This is a genomic window from Cupriavidus sp. UGS-1 (assembly GCF_021213615.1).
Lineage (GTDB): Bacteria > Pseudomonadota > Gammaproteobacteria > Burkholderiales > Burkholderiaceae > Cupriavidus.
The window spans coordinates 72994-92500 of sequence record NZ_JAJQJF010000015.1; the positions used below are offsets into that span (position 1 = coordinate 72994).

Below are 19507 nucleotides of genomic sequence, written 5' to 3' on the forward strand. Positions count from 1 at the left end.
GTCAGAACAGGTCCATGATGCGCCAGCCGGCCGCGGCGGCATGATGGCGGAGGCGCTCGTCCGGGTTGGTGGCGATCGGTTCGGTGACCTTGGCCAACAGCGGCAGGTCGTTCATCGAGTCGCTATAGAAGGTGGTGGTGGCGAAGTCCTGCCAGCGCGCGCCCTGTTCCTTCAGCCAGGCTTCGACGCGCGCGATCTTGCCTTCGCGAAAGCTCGGGATGCCGAACACTTCGCCGGTATAGGCGCTCTCCGCCAGGCCGTCGGCGGTCGCCGGCTCGGTGGCGATCAGGTGCTTGATGCCGAAGGCGGCGGCGATCGGCGCGGTGACGAAGCTGTTGGTCGCCGTGACGATCGCGCACAGGTCGCCGGCATCCAGATGCTTGTAGACCAGCGCACGAGCCTGCGGCGTGATGGCCGGCTCGATCACTTCATGCATGAATTGCTGGCGCCAGGCGTTCAGGCGCTCGCGCGGATGGGCCGCCAGCGGGGCCAGCGCGAACTTCAGGAAGGCCTGGATATCGAGGGTGCCGGCCTTGTAGTGGCCGTAGAACTCGTCGTTCTTGCGACGGTAGGTTTCCTCGTCGACCACGCCGAGACGGACCAGAAAGCGGCCCCATTCGTGGTCGCTGTCGGTCGGGATCAGGGTGTGGTCGAGGTCGAACAATGCCAGATTCATGGGCGGCGATTTTACCTTAAGGGGATGACGGCCGGCTCGGCGGCCGATTGCAGGGAGCGTGCCAGGGCGCGGGCCGGTGCGGACCTGGCGAGGGCTTTTGGCCGGCCCGCGCGCTATTCACGGAGCTCGGCGAACATTTCGCGCAACAGCGGCAGCGTCACTGCCCGCTTGCGTTCGAGCGAATAGGTGTCGAGCGCGTCCAGCAGCGCCATCAGGCTGGGCATGTCGCGATAGTGCCGCGTCACCAGCCAGTGCGGGATTTCGGGGGACAGCTGCAGCCCGCGTTCGCGCGCGGCCTGCACCAGCGCGGCCATCTTGTCGTCGTCCGACAGCGGCGCCAGCTGGTAGACCAGGCCCCAGCCGAGCCGCGTGCGCAGGTCCTCGCGCACCGGCATGGTGACCGGGGCCAGGCTGCCGGCCACCACGAGCGCGGTGCGCACGTGCGCGCGGACCTCGTTATACAGCGAAAACACCGCGATCTGGCGCGCCTCGTCGAGCAGGTCGACGTCGTCGACCGTGTATAGCTGGCAGCTGGGGTCGAAGATGAAGTCCGCCAGCGCGTGGTGCGGGCTCAGATAGCGGCAGCGCAGGCCCGCATGGGCGCCGGCGTCGCACAGCGCGTGCAGCAGGTGGGTGCGGCCCGAGCCGGTCTCGCCCCACAGGTAGATCAGCCGGTCGGCGGCGCGCTCCTGCGCCACCGCGCCCGGCAACTCGCGCAGCCGCTGCACCGGCTCGCGATTGGCCGACACGAAGAAGTTCTCGAAGGTCGACGGCGGCGGGCTGCCCAGTTCGAGCGACAGTTGCTTGGGGCGCGGAGACATGGCGTATCGATTACTTGCGGTAGAGGTCGCTTGTCACATACAGCCGCCGCAGCTGGCGCGCGCCGACCAGCAGTACGGCGCAGGTGGGCAGCGCCAGCAGCACGCCGAAGAAGCCGAACAGCTGCCCGAAGGCGAGCAGCGCGAAGATCACCACCAGCGGATGCAGCCCGATCCGGTCGCCGACCAGGCGCGGCGTCAGATAGAAGCTCTCGACGAACTGGCCGATGCCGTAGACCACGGCGACCGCGCCCAGCCCGTACAGATTGCCGAACTGCAGCAGCGCCGCGACGATGGCCAGCGCCAGCCCGAAACCGAAGCCGATATAGGGGATGAAGACCGCGAGGCCGGTGAACACGCCGATCGGGATCGCGATCTCGAAACCGGCGATGGTCAGGCCGATCGAATACAGCGCGGCGAGGATCAGCATCACCAGGATCTGCCCGCGCAGATACTGCGACAGCAGCGCGTCGGTCTCGGCGGTCAGCTCGCGCACCTTGGGCACCCAGCGGCGCGGCACCATGCCCTCGATCCGGCGCATCACCATGTGCCAGTCCATCAGCAGGTAGAACATCACGATCGGCACCAGCAGCGCCAGCCCGCCGTAGGTCACCAGCGCCGTGCCCGACACGCGCACATAGGTCAGCAGCACCGCCAGCAGGTCCTCCGGGCTGGCGGCAAAGCGCTCGGACATCATGCGGCGCAGGCCGGGGAAGTCGAAGCGCACGCGCACACCGAGTTCGGACAGCCGCGGGGCGACCACCGAGTTCAACTTCTTCAGCAGTTCGGGCAATTGCTCGCGCAGTTGCGGAATCTCGCGCTGGAGCACGGCAATGACCAGCAGCACCAGCAGCACCACGACGACGATCAGCAGCAGGATCATCAGCGAAACCGCGATCGTCCGCGGTACCTTGTGCCGCTGCAGCCAATCGACGCCGGGGTTCAGGATATAGGCGAAGATGAACGCGAACAGAAAGGGCGACAGCACGGGAGCCAGCGCCAGCAGCGTGGCGAACAGCGCGACGCCGAGCGCGACCCAGAGCAGAATGCGCTTGGCCTCGTGGGACAGCAGGGGGGCGTTCATCGGGGCAGTGGGGGAAAAACCGGCAAAAAGAAACCAGCAAAAAGACAGGCGAGGACGGGCGGCAAGCGCGCGTCCTCGCCCGGCGGCGGCGGATTTGCATGGCGCGAGCCGATGCAACTGGAAGCCGACACCCTGTATCCGTTAAAATCGCGATTCTACTGGACTCGCGACCCGCCAACCGGCGCCGCGAGGGCCGCATTCCTCACTTGTGCGTGGTCCGACGCTTGATCCGACTCGCCCGAGTGTCGTCATTTCCACCATCCAGGACCCGCAGAATTCCATGAGCGCAGCCCCCACTTCCGGCCAGGCAGGCCTTTCGTACCGCGATGCCGGCGTTGACATCGATGCGGGCGACGCGCTCGTCGACCGTATCAAGCCCTTTGCCAAGCGCACGATGCGCGAGGGCGTGATGGCCGGCATCGGGGGCTTCGGCGCGCTGTTCGAGCTGTCGCGCAAGTTCAAGGAGCCGGTGCTGGTGTCCGGCACGGACGGCGTCGGCACCAAGCTGAAGCTGGCCTTCCAGCTGAACCGCCACGATACCGTGGGCCAGGACCTGGTCGCGATGAGCGTCAACGACATCCTGGTGCAGGGCGCCGAGCCGCTGTTCTTCCTCGACTATTTCGCCTGCGGCAAGCTGGACGTCGATACCGCCGCCACCGTGATCCAGGGCATCGCCCATGGCTGCGAACTGGCCGGCTGCGCGCTGATCGGCGGCGAAACCGCCGAAATGCCCAGCATGTACCCGGACGGCGAATACGATCTGGCCGGCTTCGCGGTCGGCGCGGTCGAGAAGAGCCGCATCATTGACGGTACCACCATCGTGCCGGGCGACGTGGTGCTGGGCCTGGCCTCGTCGGGCGCGCATTCGAACGGCTACTCGCTGGTGCGCAAGATCATCGAGGTCGCGAAGCCCGACCTCGAAGCCGATTTCCACGGCCAGCGCCTGCAGGACGCGATCATGGCGCCGACCCGCATCTACGTGAAGCCGCTGCTGTCGCTGATCGAGACGCTGCCGGTCAAGGGCATGGCCCACATCACCGGCGGCGGCCTGACCGAAAACGTGCCGCGCGTGCTGCCCAAGGAAGTCACCGCGGTGCTGCAGCGCGATGCGTGGACGCTGCCGCCGCTGTTCCAGTGGCTGCAGGCCCAGGGCCGCGTCGCCGACGACGAGATGCACCGCGTGTTCAACTGCGGCATCGGCATGGTGGTGATCGTCGCCAGGGAAGACGCCGAACGCGCGATCCGGCATCTGCAGGCGGCTGGCGAGGCGGTGTGGCAGATCGGCGAGATCCGCGAGCGCGAGGAAGGGCAGGCGCCGACCGTGGTGGTCTGATTCTTCCGGTGTGGGGATAAAAAAACAGGCGGATGCTCGGGCATCCGCCTGTTTTTGTTTGGGCGTGCTGCTGCCCGTGTCGAGGTCAGTCCTGCTTGGCCGCCATCTCGGTCAACGCTTCGCCGGTGACCCGGCAGATGCGCCAGTCCGGCAGCACGCTGGCGCCCATCGCGCGATAGAAGTCGATCGACGGCGTGTTCCAGTCCAGCACCGTCCATTCGAAACGGCCGCAGCCGCGCTCCACCGCCAGGCCGGCCAGATGGATCAGCAAGGCCTTGCCGATGCCGTGGCCGCGCCAGGCCGGTTCGACATACAGGTCTTCCAGGTACAGACCGGGCTTGGCCAGGAAGGTCGAGTAATTGTGGAAGAACAGCGCGAAGCCGATTGCGCGCGGGCCTTCGGCGGTAGGCACCTCGGCCAGCACCGCCTCGGCCGACGGACGTGCGCCGAACAGCGTCTGGCGCAGCTTCTCCGGCGTGGCCTCGACCAGATGGGTCAGCTTCTCGTACTCGGCGAGCTCGGCGATCAGGCGCAGCAGCGTGTCGCAGTCGTCGGTGGTGGCGGGGCGCAGCGTGAAGGCGGTGGCGGTCATGGCAGCGGAATTCAATGTTGGAGTCCGGACAGGACGAAGCCGCGATTATCGCGCGCTGCGTGCGTCCCTGGCTACGAGCCCGACTGCGCCAGCCGCGCGACCTGCTCGACATAGTCGGGCGCCAGGCAATCGACCACCAGCCGCTCGGGCGTCGAGCGCAGCCAGGTCAGCTGCCGCTTGCACAGCTGGCGCGTCGCGGCGATGCCGCGCTCGCGCATCGTGGCGAAATCGCAGAGGCCGTCCAGATATTCCCAGACCTGCCGGTAGCCGACGCAGCGGATCGACGGCAGCCGCGGATGCAGGTCGCCGCGCGAGCGCAGGCGCTCGACCTCGTCGAGCAGGCCGCCGCCCAGCATTGTGTCGAAGCGGGCCTCGATGCGCGCGTGCAGCACCGCGCGGTCCGACGGCTCCAGCGCGATCGCGCGGAAACGCGAGCCCGCCTGTCCATCGAAGGTACGCGCATCGGCCTCGCGGGCCAGCAGCGCCGACATCGGCTGCCCGGTCAGCCGGTGAATCTCGAGCGCGCGCTGGATGCGCTGCGAATCGTTGGGCGCCAGCCGTGCCGCGGTGACAGGGTCGACCTCGGCCAGCATCGCATGCAGCGCGGGCCAGCCGCGCTCTTCGGCGAGTCGGTCGAGCTCGACGCGCACCTGCGGATCGGCCTGCGGCAGATCGTTCAGGCCCTGGGTCAGCGCCTTGTAGTACAGCATGGTGCCGCCGACGATCAGCGGCTCGCGGCCGCGCGCGCGGATCGATTCGACCAGCGCATTGGTGTCGGCGACGAATTGCGCGGCGGAATAACTGTCGGCGGGATCGATGATGTCGATCAGATGGTGCGGCACCGCGGCCAGCTCGGCGGCCGATGGCTTGGCGGTGCCGATGTCCATCTCGCGATAGACCAGCGCCGAATCCATGCTGATGATCTCGATCGGCGCGCGTGCGGCCAGCGCCAGGGCGGCCGCGGTCTTGCCCGAGGCGGTCGGGCCCAGCAGGCAGACGATGGGAGCGGGCGAAGCGGCGGCCATGGAGGAAGCGGACGGCGACAGCGAGGGTGCGGCCTTACTGGCCGCGCAGGAACAGCCGGTCCAGCTCGGCCACGGTCAGCTGGACCCACGTCGGCCGGCCATGGTTGCACTGGTCGGCGCGCTCGGTCTGCTCCATCTGTCGCAGCAGCGCGTTCATTTCCTCGACGGTCAGCTTGCGATTGGCGCGCACGGCGCTGTGGCAGGCCAGCGTCGCCAGCAGTTCGTTCTGGCGCTCGGCCAGCACGCGCGAACCGCCGTAGGCATGCAGATCGCGCAGCACGTCGCGCGCCAGCGCCTCGGCGTCGGCCTGCTTGAGCAGCGCGGGAATGGCGCGCACCGCCAGCGTGGTTGGCGACACCGGTGCGATATCGAAACCGAGCAGCGCCAGCGTGTCCTGATGTTCCTCGGCTGCGCCGATCTCGACCGGGCTGGCCGGCAGCGTGACCGGAATCAGCAGCGGCTGCACCGTCATCTGGCGCGCGTCGAGCGCGGTCTTGATCTGCTCGTACAGGATCCGTTCGTGCGCGGCGTGCATGTCGACCAGCACCAGCCCGCGCGCGTTCTGCGCCAGCACGTAGATGCCGTGCAGTTGGGCGATGGCGTAGCCGAGCGGATGGTCGTCGGCGTCGTCCTGCAGGCCCTCGGTGGCGCGCGGCGCCTGCGTCGGCGCGCCGTCGAGCAGCGACGGCGGTTCGTTTTCTCGCGCGGCACGCGCATCGGCCAGCCATGCGGGCGGCTGGCTCGACGGCGCGGAGCGCTGGCCGGCCGGCGACAGCGCATCGCGCACCATGCCCAGATAAGCCTGCCGCGGCTGGGCGATGCCCAGTTCGGTCTGGCGTGCCACGGCGGTGTAATCGACCCAGGGGCGGCCGCCTGGCTGGGCGGGGCTGGTGGCCGCGACGCGCAGCGCCGGGGCCTGGCTGCCGTGACCGACGCCGTCGTCGCCGGTGTGCAGGCTGTCGCCATTCTCGCCGGCCTGGCGCGCCAGGCAGCGCTGCACCGCGTGGTAGACGAACTGATGGACCGCGCGCGACTCGCGGAAGCGCACCTCGATCTTGGACGGGTGCACGTTGACGTCGACCAGTTCGGGCGGCAGGTCCAGGCACAGCACGTACGAAGGGAAACGGTCGCCATGCAGCACGTCCTGATAGGCGCTGCGCACCGCGTGCGTCAGCAGCTTGTCGCGGACGAAGCGGCCATTGACGAAGAAGAACTGCTGATCGGGACGGCCGCGCGAGGCGGTCGGCAGCCCGGCGAAGCCGTACAGGGCCAGTTCACCGGCCTGTTCCTCCAGCGGCAGCCGCGCCCGTGCGAATTCGCTGCCGAGCACCTGGGCGGTACGCGTGGCGACATCGCCGGCGTTCCAGTGCTCCATCGGCTTGCCGTTGTGATGGACCGACAGCGTGACGTCGGGCCGCGCCAGCGCGATGCGCCGGATCACCTCCAGGCAATGGCCGAGCTCGGTCTGTTCGCTCTTCAGGAATTTGCGGCGCGCCGGCGTATTGAAGTACAGGTGCTGCACGTCTACGGTGGTGCCGACCCCGCCCGAGGCGGGCTGCAGCGCCCCGGTATCCGCGTGGATCTGGCTGGCATGGGGGCAGTTCGCCGTGCGGCTGGTCAGCACCAGTTGCGAGACCGACGCGATCGAGGCCAGCGCCTCGCCGCGAAAGCCCAGCGTCAATACCGATTCCAGTTCATCGAGCGAGGCGATCTTGCTGGTGGCATGGCGCATCAGCGCGACCGCCAGTTCGTCGGCCGGGATGCCGCAGCCGTTGTCGGTGATCACGATGCGACGTACGCCGCCTTCCTCGAGCCGTACCGACAGCTGGGTCGCGCCGGCGTCGAGGGCGTTCTCCAGCAACTCCTTGACCACCGAGGCGGGGCGCTCGACCACCTCGCCGGCCGCGATCTGGCTGACCAGCTGGTCGGGTAGCGGACGGATTGGCCGGGCCGGCGCCAGGCGGCGCTGGGGGCGTTCGGCCGAGGCGGCGTCGGGGGCTTGGGAGGCGGGGGCGGAGTGCGGCGCGGACATGGCAGCGATTATACGTGCCGGCTTCGTTGCGGCCCGGCCGTGGCCTGGCTACGGGCTTGCGTGCGCGAGGTCGCACTCAGGATCCCCAGGCAGACGTTTCGTCGCCAGGACGGGCACGTTCGTCTTGTATGATGTCGGGCTGGAAAAAGATGGGGAACGTCTTGGATATCGTATTGCAGGTGATTGACATGCTGCTGCATGTCGACAAGTACCTCGGCACCGTGATTCAGCAATATGGCGCCTGGGTCTACGCCATTCTGTTCGCGATCGTCTTTGCCGAGACCGGCCTGGTGGTGGCGCCTTTCCTGCCGGGCGATTCGCTGCTGTTCATCGCCGGCGCGTTCTGCGCGACCGGGGCGATGAACGAGTGGGTGCTGATCGGCCTGCTGCTGGTCGCCGCGATCGGCGGCAATACCGTCAACTACTGGGTCGGCAGCTGGATCGGACCCAAGGTGTTCGACCATCAATGGCGCTTCCTGGACCAGCAGGCGCTGCGCAAGACCCACGACTTCTACGAGCGCCACGGCGGCAAGACGCTGGTGATCGCACGCTTCGTGCCCATCGTGCGGACCTTCGCACCGTTCGTGGCCGGCGTGTCGCAGATGACCTTCGCGCGCTTCCAGCTGTTCAATGTGGTCGGCGCCGTCACCTGGGTAGTGGGCCTGGTGTTCGCGGGCTACTTCTTCGGCAACCTGCCGTTCATCAAGCAGTACCTGAACCTGATCGTGCTGGTCGGCATCAGCGCGGCGATCGTGCCGCTGATTCTTGGCGGGCTGTGGCGCCTGCTGCGGCGTGGCGACAAGCGTCGCCGCGTGTCATAAGACGCGGCTGCGCGCCGCGGACAAAAACCGTCGTCCCCGCGCAGGCGGGGACCCAGCGGCTTCGATGTCTCAGTTCAGCGACCGGCTCATCATCCGCAACGCCGGCATGCGGTCGCGGATCTGGGTCGAATCGGCCGCGTCGGGCCGTGCGCTGACATAGGCTTCCAGGTCTTCCAGCGCGGGGCGGAAGCATTCCAGATTCGCGTAGGCCAGCCCCCGGTCGCGCACCTCCTCGATCGAATCGGGCAGCAGGATCACCAGCCGGTTCTGCACCGCGAGCAACCGCTGCCAGCGCGACTCCTGCAGATAGATCGCCTTCAGATTGCGCAGCATCCGCGCGATGATCTCGCGGTGGCTGGCGGTCTGCAGGAACAGGCCCAGCGGCACCGCGTTCGGATCGGCGATGCCCTCCCGCTCGAGGTATGGGTCCAGCATGTCCTGCAGCTGCTCCTTGGACAGCGTCTCGCCGGTCAGCGGATCGAGCACGACCTCGCCCGCCGGAATCGACATCCGCAGCAGGAAGTGGTTGGGGAAGGAAACGCCCTTGAGCGGCAGGCCGATCTGCTGGCCCAGTTCCATGTACAGCACCGCGAGCGAGATCGGAATGCCGCGCCGCTGCCGCAGCACCACGTTCAGGTACGAGTTGTCAGGGTCGTAGTAGTCGTTCGCGTTGGGGCCGAAGCCCAGGTCGCGATAGAAGAAATGGTTCAGCAGGCGCAGCCGTTGGATAGCGGGAGTGCCGTCGGCGATCCGGCGTTTGAGCCGCAGCGCCAGCACATCGATGGCGGCCAGTTCGGCCTGCAGGTCCAGGTCAGGGTAGGCGTCCTGTGCGATCGACAGGGCCGTTTCGGTCAGCGGGATGCCGCTGTCGTCCGCCACCAGCGCGGCAAAATAGTCCAGGACTTTGGTCGAGGTCATAGCGGTTCCTGGTTGCGGCCGGCGCCATGGTCTTCAGACAGCTTTGCGCTTGAAGGCAGCATAGCGCAGGCCCGTGAGCCACAGTGTACCGAAGTAGACGACCGCCGCAAGCACCAGGCACGAGGCCATCAGCGCGATCCGCAGCAGCGGCGTGGTACCGAGGGCGACCCAGTCGAAGGTGCGGGCGAACCACAGCAGCACGCCCGCCAGCAACGTCGCCGCGGCCGACAGCTGCGCGAAGAACAGCCACCAGCCGGGCGCTGGCCGGTAGACGCCGACGCGGCGCAGGCCGATGAACAGCAGCAGCGCGTTCAGCGTCGCGCTGACGCTGATCGACAGCGCCAGCCCGGCGTGCCCGAGCCACGGCACGAAGGCCAGGTTGGCGAGCTGCGTCATCACCAGCATCGCAATGGCGATCTTGACCGGGGTGCGGATGTCCTGCCGGGCGTAGAAGCCGGGAGCCAGAATCTTGACCAGGATCTGGCCCAGCAGGCCGACGCCGTAGGCCATCACCGCCAGCTTTGTCATCTCGACCGCATGGCCGTCGAACTTGCCGTAGTGGAACAGTACCGCGGTCAGCGGCCCGCCGAACACGTAGAGGCCGATCGCGCTCGGGATCGCCAGCAGGAAGGTCAGCCGCAGGCCCCAGTCGAGCAGCGCCGAATATTCGACGCCGTCCTCGCGCGCGCTGGCCTTGGACAGGCTGGGCAGCAGGATCGTGCCGATCGCCACGCCAAGCAGGGCGGTGGGGAACTCCATCAGGCGGTCGGCATAGGTCAGGAACGACACGCTGCCGGTGGCCAGCCGCGAGGCGATATTGGTATTGATGATCAGGCTGATCTGCGCGACCGATACGCCCAGCAGCGCCGGGCCCATCTGCCGCAGGATGCGGCGCACGCCGGGATCGCGCCAGGCGGCGCGCAGGTTCACGCCGATGCGCGGCAGCATGCCGATGCGCTTGAGCGCGGGGATCTGGATCGCCAGTTGCAGCACGCCGCCGACCAGCACGCCCCAGGCCTGCGCGTAGATCGGCTGCTGCAGGTGCGGCGCGACGAACAGCGCCGCGCCGATCAGCGACAGGTTCAGCAGCACCGGCGTGAACGCCGGCACCGCGAAGTTGCGCCAGGTGTTCAGCACGCCCGAGGCCAGCGCAACCATCGAGATCAGGCCGATGTACGGGAACATCACGCGGGTCATGAAGACGGCCGCGTCGTAGGTCTGGTGGTCGCCGCGAAAACCGGTTGCGACGATCGTCATGATCACCGGCGCCGCCAGCACGCCGATCAGCGACACCGCGGCCAGCGCCCACGCCATGACGGTGGCGACCGCGTCGACCAGCAACCGGGTCGGCTCGTCGCCGCGCTTGCCGTGGTATTCGCCAAGGATCGGCACGAAGGCCTGCTGGAAGGCGCCCTCGCCGAAGATCCGGCGCAGCATGTTGGGAATGCGGAAGGCGACATTGAACGCGTCGGTCATGTCCGAGGCGCCGAACGCGCGGGCGATCAGGATCTCGCGGATCAGGCCGGTGATGCGCGACAGCATCGTCAGGCCGCTGATGGTGGCGAGCGATTTGAGCAGGTTCAAGGTCGGGGAGACAGGAAACGGTTGGAGCGCCGCCTCGGGGCGCGTCGCCGGGCGGCAGACCGCAGTCAGACGGCATCCGGACGCCGAAAGTTGCAATCGCACCACACCGGGCGAGCCGGGGCCCGCCAATTGTGGCGCCAATTATACGGATTGGAGTGCGCGGCCCGCCGCCTTCGCCGAGGGGCGGGATCTTCCTTGCGGCGGCTTCGATCTTGTGTGTATAATCGCCGATTCGAGAAGATAGTTGCGTTCCGGATTCGTGTGTCAGTGCATCCCGGGTCGCTCTTGTGCAATCCACGCACGCATCTGAATTCAGGATATTTAACGAAATGGCAAATTCCGCACAAGCTCGCAAGCGCGCGCGTCAAGCCGTCGCCCAGAACGCGCACAACTCCAGCCTGCGCTCGCGTCTGCGCACGGCCGTCAAGGCTGTCCGCAAGGCGATCGATGCCGGCGACAAGGCAGCTGCTGCCGAGATCTTCAAGAACTCGCAAGCCGTGATCGACAGCATCGCCGACAAGAAGATCGTTCACAAGAACAAGGCAGCGCGTCACAAGTCGCGTCTGTCGGCTGCGATCAAGGCCATGGCCGCCTGATTGCCGCGTTCACCGGCCGCGCCTGGCGCGCGGTCGGCGCAGTAAAAAAGCCCGTCCGATGACGGGCTTTTTGCATTTCGGCTTTCCGCTCGGTGCGGCCTTCCGCTCAATCGAGCGAGCAGGCCTCGACCAGTTGCAGATGATTGTCGCGCGCGAAGTTCAGCACGAAGTCCAGCGCCTTGGGCTCGATCTCGCGCAGCCTTGCATCGACCACCACGCACTTGACGCCGCCCGACATCACCGGGCGCACGTAAGGGGAGTAGGTCAGGCGGGGGTCGCCGGTATCGCCGGGCGGGCGGAATTGCGCCATCACGCCGCACAGCCGTTCAGCCCAATCGCTCGGACGGAAGGTCTTGCCTTCCTTGGTGATGCCCTGGATGAAGTACTGGCGAACGGTGGAATTCATGGACTGCGGTGAGGCTGGTGACTCGACGGGAAACCCGCAACGGGCGCCCGTTTGACGCGGCGAGCGGCGATGGGTTCGCGCGAATCTGGCCGGAAGGCGGGGCGTCGGTAGTGGCGGGGGCACTTTTGATGCCGGCGGCGGGCGGCGGCAAGGGTATGCCGGGCCCCGCGTGAATCAGCGAGTATTATATCTTATATAAGACTGCCGCATAAGCCGCCGCATGGCCCGGAACCGGGCTTCGCCGGCATGGCCGGGTGCCCGCCCAGGCTCGCCAAAGCAGGAATAATCCCTTATGATTCCTGAACTCACATTGCGCAAGCGACGCGAAAGGCGGCTCCGCGGCAGCGTGGTTCCATGACAGTTCATGGGCTCGCCTGTCCCCATCGAGCCGCCTTCTTTGTTTTATGAGCCCAACGCCGATCAAGCACTACCTCCAGTTCAGCGACCTCGATGCGAAGGAGTACGAGTACCTGCTCGACCGCGCCCGGATTCTGAAGACCAAGTTCAAGAACTACGAGACCTGGCATCCGCTGCACGACCGTACGCTGGCGATGATCTTCGAGAAGAACTCGACCCGCACGCGTCTGTCGTTCGAAGCCGGCATCCACCAGCTCGGCGGCCACGCGGTGTTCCTGAACACGCGCGACTCGCAGCTGGGCCGCGGCGAGCCGATCGAGGACGCGGCGCAGGTGATTTCCCGCATGGTCGACATCATCATGATCCGTACCTTCGGGCAGGAGATCATCGACCGGTTCGCCGCCCATTCGCGCGTGCCGGTCATCAACGGACTGACCAACGAATACCATCCGTGCCAGGTGCTGGCCGACGTCTTCACCTATATCGAGCACCGCGGCAGCATCCGCGGCAAGGTGGTGGCGTGGATCGGCGATGCCAACAACATGGCCTATACGTGGATCCAGGCGGCCGAACGGCTGGGCTTCACCTTCCATTTCTCGGCCCCGCCGGGATATCAGCTCGATCCGGCGATGGTGCCGGCCAGCGCCGCGAGCCTGGTCAAGGTCTTCGACGATCCGCTGGCCGCGTGTCAGGGCGCCGATCTGGTGACCACCGACGTCTGGACCAGCATGGGCTTCGAGGCCGAGAACGAGGTCCGCAAGCGCGCCTTCCAGGACTGGATGGTGACCACCGCGATGATGGACCGCGCCAATCCGGACGCGCTGTTCATGCACTGCCTGCCGGCGCATCGCGGCGAGGAAGTCGAGGCGGCCGTGATCGATGGGCCGAAGAGCGTGGTCTGGGACGAAGCCGAGAACCGGCTGCACGTGCAGAAGGCGCTGATGGAGTACCTGCTGTGCGGGCGCTATTGAGTATTGAGCGATTGATCCGATCGATCGTCTGGCGCCCGAGCCGCGCCGTCCGGCGATGTGGCGCCCAAGCCTGGGCGGTCATGTCAAAATAGCGGCTTTCCGTTTTTCCTTATCCGATGCGCGGGCTGTCTTACCTGCGGTCCGCGCCTCTTTTGCGCATCGAGTCGAACATGAGCGATATCAAGAAAGTCGTGCTCGCCTACTCCGGCGGGCTGGACACTTCGGTGATCCTGAAGTGGCTGCAAGACACCTACCAATGCGAGGTGGTCACCTTCACGGCCGACATCGGCCAGGGTGAGGAGCTGGAACCGGCTCGCCAGAAGGCGCTCAAGTTCGGCATCAAGCCCGAGAACATCTTCATCGACGACCTGCGCGAAGAGTTCGTGCGCGACTTCGTCTTCCCGATGTTCCGCGCCAATGCGGTCTACGAAGGCGAATACCTGCTGGGCACCTCGATCGCCCGTCCGCTGATCGCCAAGCGCCAGATCGAGATCCTGCGCAGCACCGGCGCCGATGCCGTGTCGCACGGCGCCACCGGCAAGGGCAACGACCAGGTCCGCTTCGAGCTCGGCTATTACGGCCTGGAGCCGGGCGTCAAGGTCATCGCCCCGTGGCGCGAATGGGACCTGCTGTCGCGCGAGAAGCTGCTGGCCTACGCCGAGAAGGCCGGCATCGAAATCGACATGAAGCACAAGAAGGGCGGCGCCCCGTACTCGATGGACGCCAACCTGCTGCACATCTCGTTCGAAGGCCGCCATCTGGAAGACCCGAAGGCGGAGGCCGAGGAAGACATGTGGCGCTGGACCGTGTCGCCGGAGCAGGCGCCGGACGCGCCCGAGTTCCTCGACATCGAGTTCGAGCAGGGCGACATCGTTGCGCTGAACGGCAAGCGCATGTCGCCGGCCGAAGTGCTGACCGAACTGAACCGCCTGGGCGGCAAGCATGGCATCGGCCGTCTGGACCTGGTCGAGAACCGCTACGTCGGCATGAAGAGCCGCGGCTGCTATGAAACCCCGGGAGGCACGATCCTGCTGCGCGCCCACCGCGCGATCGAATCGATCACGCTGGACCGCGAAGTCGCGCACCTGAAGGACGACCTGATGCCGCGTTACGCGAGCCTGATCTACAACGGCTACTGGTGGAGCCCGGAGCGCCGCGCGCTGCAGGTGCTGATCGACCATACGCAGCAGAACGTCAACGGCTGGGTCCGCGTCAAGCTGTACAAGGGCAACGTCATCGTGCTGGCCCGCGATTCGAAGGACACGCTGTTCGACAAGACCATCGCGACCTTCGACGACGACTTCGGCGCGTACAACCAGGCCGACGCCGGCGGCTTCATCAAGCTGAACGCGCTGCGCATGCGCATCGCCGAGAACGCCCGCCGCCAGCGCGGCAAGTAAGTCGCCAGCGAGCGGCTGTCACGCGCATCGGCAAGGAAGAAGAGGGGCCCAGGCGGCCCCTCTTTTCATGTCCGTCGATGTCGGCGCAAGTCCGCACAGGTCCGCACAGGTCCGCACCCAACTTCCATCGTTCATCAGGAGACTCACCATGAGCCAGTTCGACAATGTTTCCGTGGTCAAGCAAGCCAATCTGTATTTCGACGGCAAATGCGTCAGCCACACCGTGCTGTTTCCGGACGGCACCCGCAAGACGCTGGGCGTGATCTTCCCGGCCTCGCTGACCTTCAAGACCGGCGCGCCGGAGATCATGGAAATCAATGCCGGCACCTGCCGCGTGCGGCTGGCGGGCTCGGACGAGTGGAAGACCTACGGCGCCGGCCAGCAGTTCAGCATTCCGGGCGACAGCAGCTTCGATATCGAGGTGCAGCAGACGCTCGACTACGTCTGCCATTTCGGCTGATCGCATCTCGCTTGTCCGCGGCCGCGCGCAAGCCGCGGCCGTCTCCCTCGATCGTCACGCTTCACGGAGTTCCGGCATGGCAAATCGACACAAGCCGATCAATCTGGCGCTGCAAGGCGGCGGCGCGCACGGCGCCTTCGGCTGGGGCGTGCTCGACGCGCTGCTCGAGGATGGCCGCCTGCATTTCGACGGCATCAGCGGCACCAGCGCCGGTTCGATGAACGCGGTGGTGATGATCGATGGGCTGCTCGAAGGCGGCCCCGAGCGTGCAAGAGAGAAGCTGCACGACTTCTGGTTCGGCGTGTCGCGCGCCGGCTCGCCGTTCTCGACGATCGGGCAGCAGACGGTCGACTGGCTGTCCGGGCAACCGGGCAACAGCTGGCCGCTGCAGGACTGGATGCGGATGTGGTCCGGCTGGTGGAGCGCGACCGCGCAGGGCAGCACGTTCAACCCGCTGCGCTCGCTGCTCGAGGATCAGGTCGACTTCGAGCGCGTGCGGGCCTGTCCGGAAACGAAGCTGTTCATCGCCGCCACCGACGTCAACAGCGGCAACGTGCGCGTGTTTCAGACCGCCGATCTGACCGTCGACGCGGTGCTCGGGTCGGCCTGCCTGCCCTATCTGTACCCGGCGATCGAGATCGGCGAGCGGTACTACTGGGACGGCGGCTATATGGGCAATCCGGTGCTGTTCCCGTTCTTCTACCAGACCGCATCGCGCGACATTCTGGTCGTCCATATCAATCCGATCTCGCGCCCTGACGTCCCCACGCAGCCGCAGGAAGTGATGGAGCGGCTCAACGAGATCACCTTCAACGCGTCGCTGCTGCGCGAGATGCGCGCGATCGCCTTCGTGCAGAAGCTGCTCGACGAGGAGTGGCTCAAGCCCGAATATCGCGACAAGCTCGCCTACATCCTGCTGCATTCGATCCGCGCCGACGAGGCGCTGGCGGACCTGTCATCGTCGACCAAGCTGGTGACCGACTGGAATTTCCTGCTGATGCTGCGCGAGCGCGGACGCGCTGCCGCGCAGGGCTGGTTGGATCAGCACTACGACGCCGTCGGCAAGCGCGGCACCGTCGATATCCGCAAGGAGTTCCTGCAGGACATGCCGTTGTAAGGGATCGACGAACGGCCATCGACGCGGATGTGTTTGCCCTCTGCCGCTCGCGGGAGAGGGCAGGCACGGCAGGGGAGAGGGAGGGGCCTTCGCAATACCGCTGGCGCTACAGCACCACCGGCTCGGGTTCGATCTCCACGCCAAAGCGCTGCCGCACCGTATCCGCGATGCGCCCCGCCAGCGCCAGCAGCGCGCGGCCATCGCCGCCGCCATGGTGTACCAGCACCAGCGCCTGCCGCTCGTGCACGCCGACCGGGCCATCGCGCAGGCCCTTGAACCCGCAGCGATCGATCAGCCAGCCAGCGGCCAGCTTGTAGCTGCCATCGGGCTGCCGATGGCTGACCAGGTCCGGGTGTTCTGCCACCAGCGCGTCGCGCTGCGCGGCGCCGACCACCGGATTCTTGAAGAAGCTGCCGGCATTGCCCAGCACCGCGGGGTCGGGCAGCTTGCGCTGGCGGATCGCGATGACCGCATCGCGGATCGCTGCCGCATCGGGTGCCGGATGGTCATGCAGCTCACGGGCGAGTTCGGCATAGCCGAGCGCCGGCTGCCAGCGGCGCGGCAGCCGCAGCGTGACCGCGGTGATCACGTAGCGATCGCGGCCGGCCTGCTTGAACAGGCTGTCCCGATAGCCGAACGCGCAATCACCAAGGCTCAGCGTGACGAAGCGGCGGGTTTGCCGGTCCCATGCGCGCAGGCTGTGGAAGCGCTCGCGCAGTTCGACGCCGTAGGCGCCGATGTTCTGGATCGGCGCGGCACCCACGCTGCCGGGGATCAGCGCCAGGTTTTCGAGGCCGGGCATGCCGTCGGCGATGGTCCGATTGACAGTCGCGTGCCAGTTTTCCCCGGCGCCAACCGTCACCAGCCAGGCGTCGTCGTCGCCGGCGACCGTGTAGCCCGGAATCTGCATCAGCAGCACCACCGCATCGAGATCGCCGGTCAGCACCACGTTGCTGCCGCCGCCCAGCACGACCACCGGCCGCTGCGCGGCGCGAGGGTCGGCCAGCGCCTCGACGAGGTCGCTTTCGCTGCGCACCGCTACCGCGAAGCGCGCGCGTACGTCGAAACCCAATGTGTTGTGCTGGCGCAGCGGATAAAATTCGTGGAAATCTGCCATGCGGAAAGAGTTGCCGGACGAGGATGCCCGAACAGCGGGATGGAAGCGGAACGGCCTGGACTGCAGGGTTGGCTGGATTATACGGAACCACCGGCGCGGGCCGGCCGGTTCAGCAATCGAACAGCGGTACCGAGGACGAAGGTGCCGGACATTCAGAAGGAGTAGGCGATGCCGTCGTTTGACGTGGTGTGCGAAGCGAATATGGTCGAGGTCAAGAATGCGGTCGAGCAGGCCAACAAGGAAATCTCGACCCGCTTCGACTTCAAGGGTTCCGATTCCCGTGTCGAGCAGAAGGAAGGCGAACTGACCGCGTTCGCCGATGACGACTTCAAGCTCGGCCAGGTCAAGGATGTGCTGCTCAGCAAGATGGCCAAGCGCAATGTCGACGTGCGCTTCCTCGACTACGGCAAGACCGAGAAGATCAGCGGCGACAAGGTCAAGCAGGTCATCACGATCAAGAAGGGCGTGACCGGCGATCTGGCCAAGAAGATCGTCCGCATGATCAAGGACAGCAAGATCAAGGTGCAGGCCAGCATCCAGGGCGATGCGGTGCGCGTGTCGGGGGCCAAGCGCGACGATCTGCAGAGCGTGATCGCGATGCTGCGCAAGGACGTGCCTGAGGCGCCGCTGGACTTCAACAACTTCCGTGATTGAGTCCGGACCCAGGCATTGGCGATGACGACGCGGCCCTGCACAGGGCCGCGTTCTTTTTGCTGCCCGTTGTTCTACGGCCCGCTATTGCGCCGGAAGGCCGCCAATCTTCGCGCCGGCCTTGATGCCCTTCTGCGCGAACCACCCCTGGTTCATCTCCAGCGCATAGCGGATCGCCGCCTTCGGGCAATGGTTTTCCTCGCTGTGCGGCCGCATGTCCTCGATATTGACGATGGTGCCGTCGTCGGCCAGGAAGGCGATCGACAGCGGCAGCTCGGTGTTCTTCATCCAGAAGCAGTGGCCGGCCTTCTGCTCGAACACGAACAGCATGCCGGCGTTGGCGGGCATCGACTTGCGATACATCAGGCCTTGCTGGCGGGACTGCTGGTCGGCGGCGACCTCGGCGCGGATCACGTACATGCCGGCGCTCAGCGAGACGACCGGCAGCCGCTGCTGCGCGTGCGCGAGCGGGGCCAGCAGCGCCGCGCCGCAGGCGAGGGCGGCGAGCCGGCGCGCCAGCGGGCGGCGGGGCCAACGAAGCGAAGCGCGATCGAGTGGGGCGGCAGGCGACGGACGGTGCAGAGGCATGGCGGGAAACGAGCGAAAGGCGCGAATTGCGCGAATGGCGGCAGTCATGACGGCGAGGTCAGGAATACGCGGCGGAACGCCAGCCGCTAGCATAGCGCAGCACGGCTAGGCCGGCCGGCGACGGTTGGCGTTGCCGGCAGTGCGGGCCGTCTCCGTGCGGTCCGTGTTCGCGCGGCGTCCACCGGAGCGGCCCGGATTGGGCCGGGGCCGCACGGCCGCCGCACCGCGGGCGGGCCCGGTCATGCCGAGGCTTTGCGGCGCGACTTCCTGCCATTGCCCCGGCGCCAGACCGAGCTGGCGCAGATCCAGCGCACCGATGCCGACCCGGACCAGCCGCAGCGTCGGGTGGCCGACCGCCGCGGTCATCCGCCGCACCTGCCGGTTCTTGCCCTCGTGGATCTCGATCTCGATCCACTGGGTCGGGATCGCCGCGCGATAGCGGATCGGCGGCGTGCGCGGCCACAGGAAAGCGGGCTCGTCGATCAACGTGGCCTGTGCCGGCAGCGTGTGGAAGTCGCCCAGATCCAGGCCGGCGCGCAGCCGGGCCAGCGCGGCCTCGTCCGGCACGCCTTCGACCTGCGCCAGATAGGTCTTGGCCAGCTTCTGGCGCGGATCGGCGATGCGCGCCTGCAGCACGCCGTCGTCGGTCAGCAGCAGCAGCCCTTCGCTGTCGGCGTCGAGCCGGCCAGCCGGGTAGACGTCCGGCATCGCAATCCAGTCGGCGAGCGTCTGCCGGCTCGGATGGGGCGAGAACTGGCTCATGGTGCCGAACGGCTTGTTCAGGGCGATCAGGGTCATGGGGCAACCGGTGCGGGAAAGGCGCCAGTATGCCGCAGCGCGCACGGCGCAAGCGCCAGTCCGGGATGGCGGATGATGAAAAATTGCTGCATAATACGAAACCGGTCTTGTGTCTTATATAAGACTCAAATAGGACGCAGTCTCGCGATGCAGCAGTGCCGGT

20 protein-coding genes are annotated in these 19507 nt (G+C 66.9%); 8 read left to right on the top strand and 12 right to left on the bottom strand.

Annotated elements, in window-relative coordinates; all coding sequences use genetic code 11:
- Position 1 precedes the first annotated feature (1 nt).
- The 3 genes from LRR16_RS18440 to LRR16_RS18450 form a co-directional block, all read right to left on the bottom strand.
- Complete coding sequence (locus LRR16_RS18440) at positions 2 to 676, bottom strand: HAD family phosphatase (protein ID WP_006578919.1); 675 nt, start codon at positions 674 to 676, stop codon at positions 2 to 4.
- 113 nt (positions 677 to 789) lie between these two features.
- Positions 790 to 1497 carry a DnaA regulatory inactivator Hda gene (hda, locus tag LRR16_RS18445; protein ID WP_064576515.1) on the bottom strand — a complete coding sequence of 236 codons (708 nt, stop codon included), beginning with the start codon at positions 1495 to 1497 and terminating at the stop codon, positions 790 to 792.
- A gap of 10 nt (positions 1498 to 1507) precedes the next feature.
- Positions 1508 to 2578, bottom strand: a complete 1071-nt coding sequence (locus LRR16_RS18450) for an AI-2E family transporter (RefSeq protein WP_006578917.1) — start codon at positions 2576 to 2578, stop codon at positions 1508 to 1510.
- A 280-nt stretch (positions 2579 to 2858) separates the two neighbouring features.
- On the opposite strand from LRR16_RS18450, the gene purM reads away from it, so the two are divergent.
- Entirely contained in the window at positions 2859 to 3911 is a 1053-nt protein-coding gene (gene purM / locus LRR16_RS18455) for a phosphoribosylformylglycinamidine cyclo-ligase (protein ID WP_232206775.1), read from the top strand.
- 85 nt (positions 3912 to 3996) lie between these two features.
- Here the strand turns inward: purM and LRR16_RS18460 are convergent, their stop codons facing one another.
- The 3 genes from LRR16_RS18460 to mutL form a co-directional block, all read right to left on the bottom strand.
- Entirely contained in the window at positions 3997 to 4503 is a 507-nt protein-coding gene (locus tag LRR16_RS18460; RefSeq protein ID WP_232206776.1) for a GNAT family N-acetyltransferase, read from the bottom strand.
- A 71-nt stretch (positions 4504 to 4574) separates the two neighbouring features.
- Positions 4575 to 5528, bottom strand: coding sequence for a tRNA (adenosine(37)-N6)-dimethylallyltransferase MiaA (gene miaA / locus LRR16_RS18465; RefSeq protein ID WP_232206777.1), 954 nt, complete (start codon positions 5526 to 5528; stop codon positions 4575 to 4577).
- 34 nt (positions 5529 to 5562) lie between these two features.
- Complete coding sequence (gene mutL, locus LRR16_RS18470; protein ID WP_232206778.1) at positions 5563 to 7560, bottom strand: DNA mismatch repair endonuclease MutL; 1998 nt, start codon at positions 7558 to 7560, stop codon at positions 5563 to 5565.
- 173 nt (positions 7561 to 7733) lie between these two features.
- On the opposite strand from mutL, the gene LRR16_RS18475 reads away from it, so the two are divergent.
- Positions 7734 to 8381: a VTT domain-containing protein gene (locus tag LRR16_RS18475; protein ID WP_157071949.1), complete on the top strand. Its 648-nt coding sequence runs from the start codon at positions 7734 to 7736 to the stop codon at positions 8379 to 8381.
- A gap of 69 nt (positions 8382 to 8450) precedes the next feature.
- Here LRR16_RS18475 and LRR16_RS18480 read toward each other — a convergent pair whose 3' ends face one another.
- Positions 8451 to 9299, bottom strand: coding sequence for a SirB1 family protein (locus LRR16_RS18480; RefSeq protein WP_023263957.1), 849 nt, complete (start codon positions 9297 to 9299; stop codon positions 8451 to 8453).
- Between the two features lie 33 nt (positions 9300 to 9332).
- Positions 9333 to 10883 carry a murein biosynthesis integral membrane protein MurJ gene (murJ, locus tag LRR16_RS18485; protein WP_006579058.1) on the bottom strand — a complete coding sequence of 517 codons (1551 nt, stop codon included), beginning with the start codon at positions 10881 to 10883 and terminating at the stop codon, positions 9333 to 9335.
- 329 nt (positions 10884 to 11212) lie between these two features.
- Here murJ and rpsT point away from each other — a divergent pair, with 329 nt between their 5' ends.
- Positions 11213 to 11479: a 30S ribosomal protein S20 gene (gene rpsT / locus LRR16_RS18490; protein ID WP_006579059.1), complete on the top strand. Its 267-nt coding sequence runs from the start codon at positions 11213 to 11215 to the stop codon at positions 11477 to 11479.
- A gap of 106 nt (positions 11480 to 11585) precedes the next feature.
- On the opposite strand, the gene LRR16_RS18495 is transcribed toward rpsT, so the two are convergent.
- Complete coding sequence (locus tag LRR16_RS18495; protein WP_006579060.1) at positions 11586 to 11885, bottom strand: DUF3579 domain-containing protein; 300 nt, start codon at positions 11883 to 11885, stop codon at positions 11586 to 11588.
- 404 nt (positions 11886 to 12289) lie between these two features.
- Between LRR16_RS18495 and argF the strand changes: the two genes are divergently transcribed.
- The 4 genes from argF (at position 12290) to LRR16_RS18515 (ending at position 16190) form a co-directional block, all read left to right on the top strand.
- Entirely contained in the window at positions 12290 to 13213 is a 924-nt protein-coding gene (gene argF / locus LRR16_RS18500) for an ornithine carbamoyltransferase (RefSeq protein WP_053822457.1), read from the top strand.
- A 170-nt stretch (positions 13214 to 13383) separates the two neighbouring features.
- Complete coding sequence (locus LRR16_RS18505) at positions 13384 to 14613, top strand: argininosuccinate synthase (RefSeq protein ID WP_144829900.1); 1230 nt, start codon at positions 13384 to 13386, stop codon at positions 14611 to 14613.
- 148 nt (positions 14614 to 14761) lie between these two features.
- Complete coding sequence (locus LRR16_RS18510) at positions 14762 to 15073, top strand: pyrimidine/purine nucleoside phosphorylase (protein WP_006579063.1); 312 nt, start codon at positions 14762 to 14764, stop codon at positions 15071 to 15073.
- A 76-nt stretch (positions 15074 to 15149) separates the two neighbouring features.
- Positions 15150 to 16190 (top strand): patatin-like phospholipase family protein, encoded by a 1041-nt coding sequence (locus LRR16_RS18515; protein ID WP_232206779.1) that lies wholly within the window; start codon positions 15150 to 15152, stop codon positions 16188 to 16190.
- 106 nt (positions 16191 to 16296) lie between these two features.
- Here LRR16_RS18515 and murB read toward each other — a convergent pair whose 3' ends face one another.
- On the bottom strand, positions 16297 to 17307 hold the full coding sequence (murB, locus tag LRR16_RS18520; RefSeq protein ID WP_232206780.1) for a UDP-N-acetylmuramate dehydrogenase: 1011 nt from the start codon (positions 17305 to 17307) through the stop codon (positions 16297 to 16299).
- 168 nt (positions 17308 to 17475) lie between these two features.
- Between murB and LRR16_RS18525 the strand changes: the two genes are divergently transcribed.
- Positions 17476 to 17961, top strand: coding sequence for a YajQ family cyclic di-GMP-binding protein (locus LRR16_RS18525; protein ID WP_006579066.1), 486 nt, complete (start codon positions 17476 to 17478; stop codon positions 17959 to 17961).
- Between the two features lie 81 nt (positions 17962 to 18042).
- Here LRR16_RS18525 and LRR16_RS18530 read toward each other — a convergent pair whose 3' ends face one another.
- Entirely contained in the window at positions 18043 to 18540 is a 498-nt protein-coding gene (locus tag LRR16_RS18530; protein ID WP_370646851.1) for a DUF192 domain-containing protein, read from the bottom strand.
- Between the two features lie 111 nt (positions 18541 to 18651).
- The gene (locus LRR16_RS18535) at positions 18652 to 19344 is read right to left on the bottom strand and encodes a pseudouridine synthase (protein WP_232206782.1); all 693 of its coding nucleotides are present in this window, start codon (positions 19342 to 19344) and stop codon (positions 18652 to 18654) included.
- Positions 19345 to 19507: the final 163 nt, after the last annotated feature.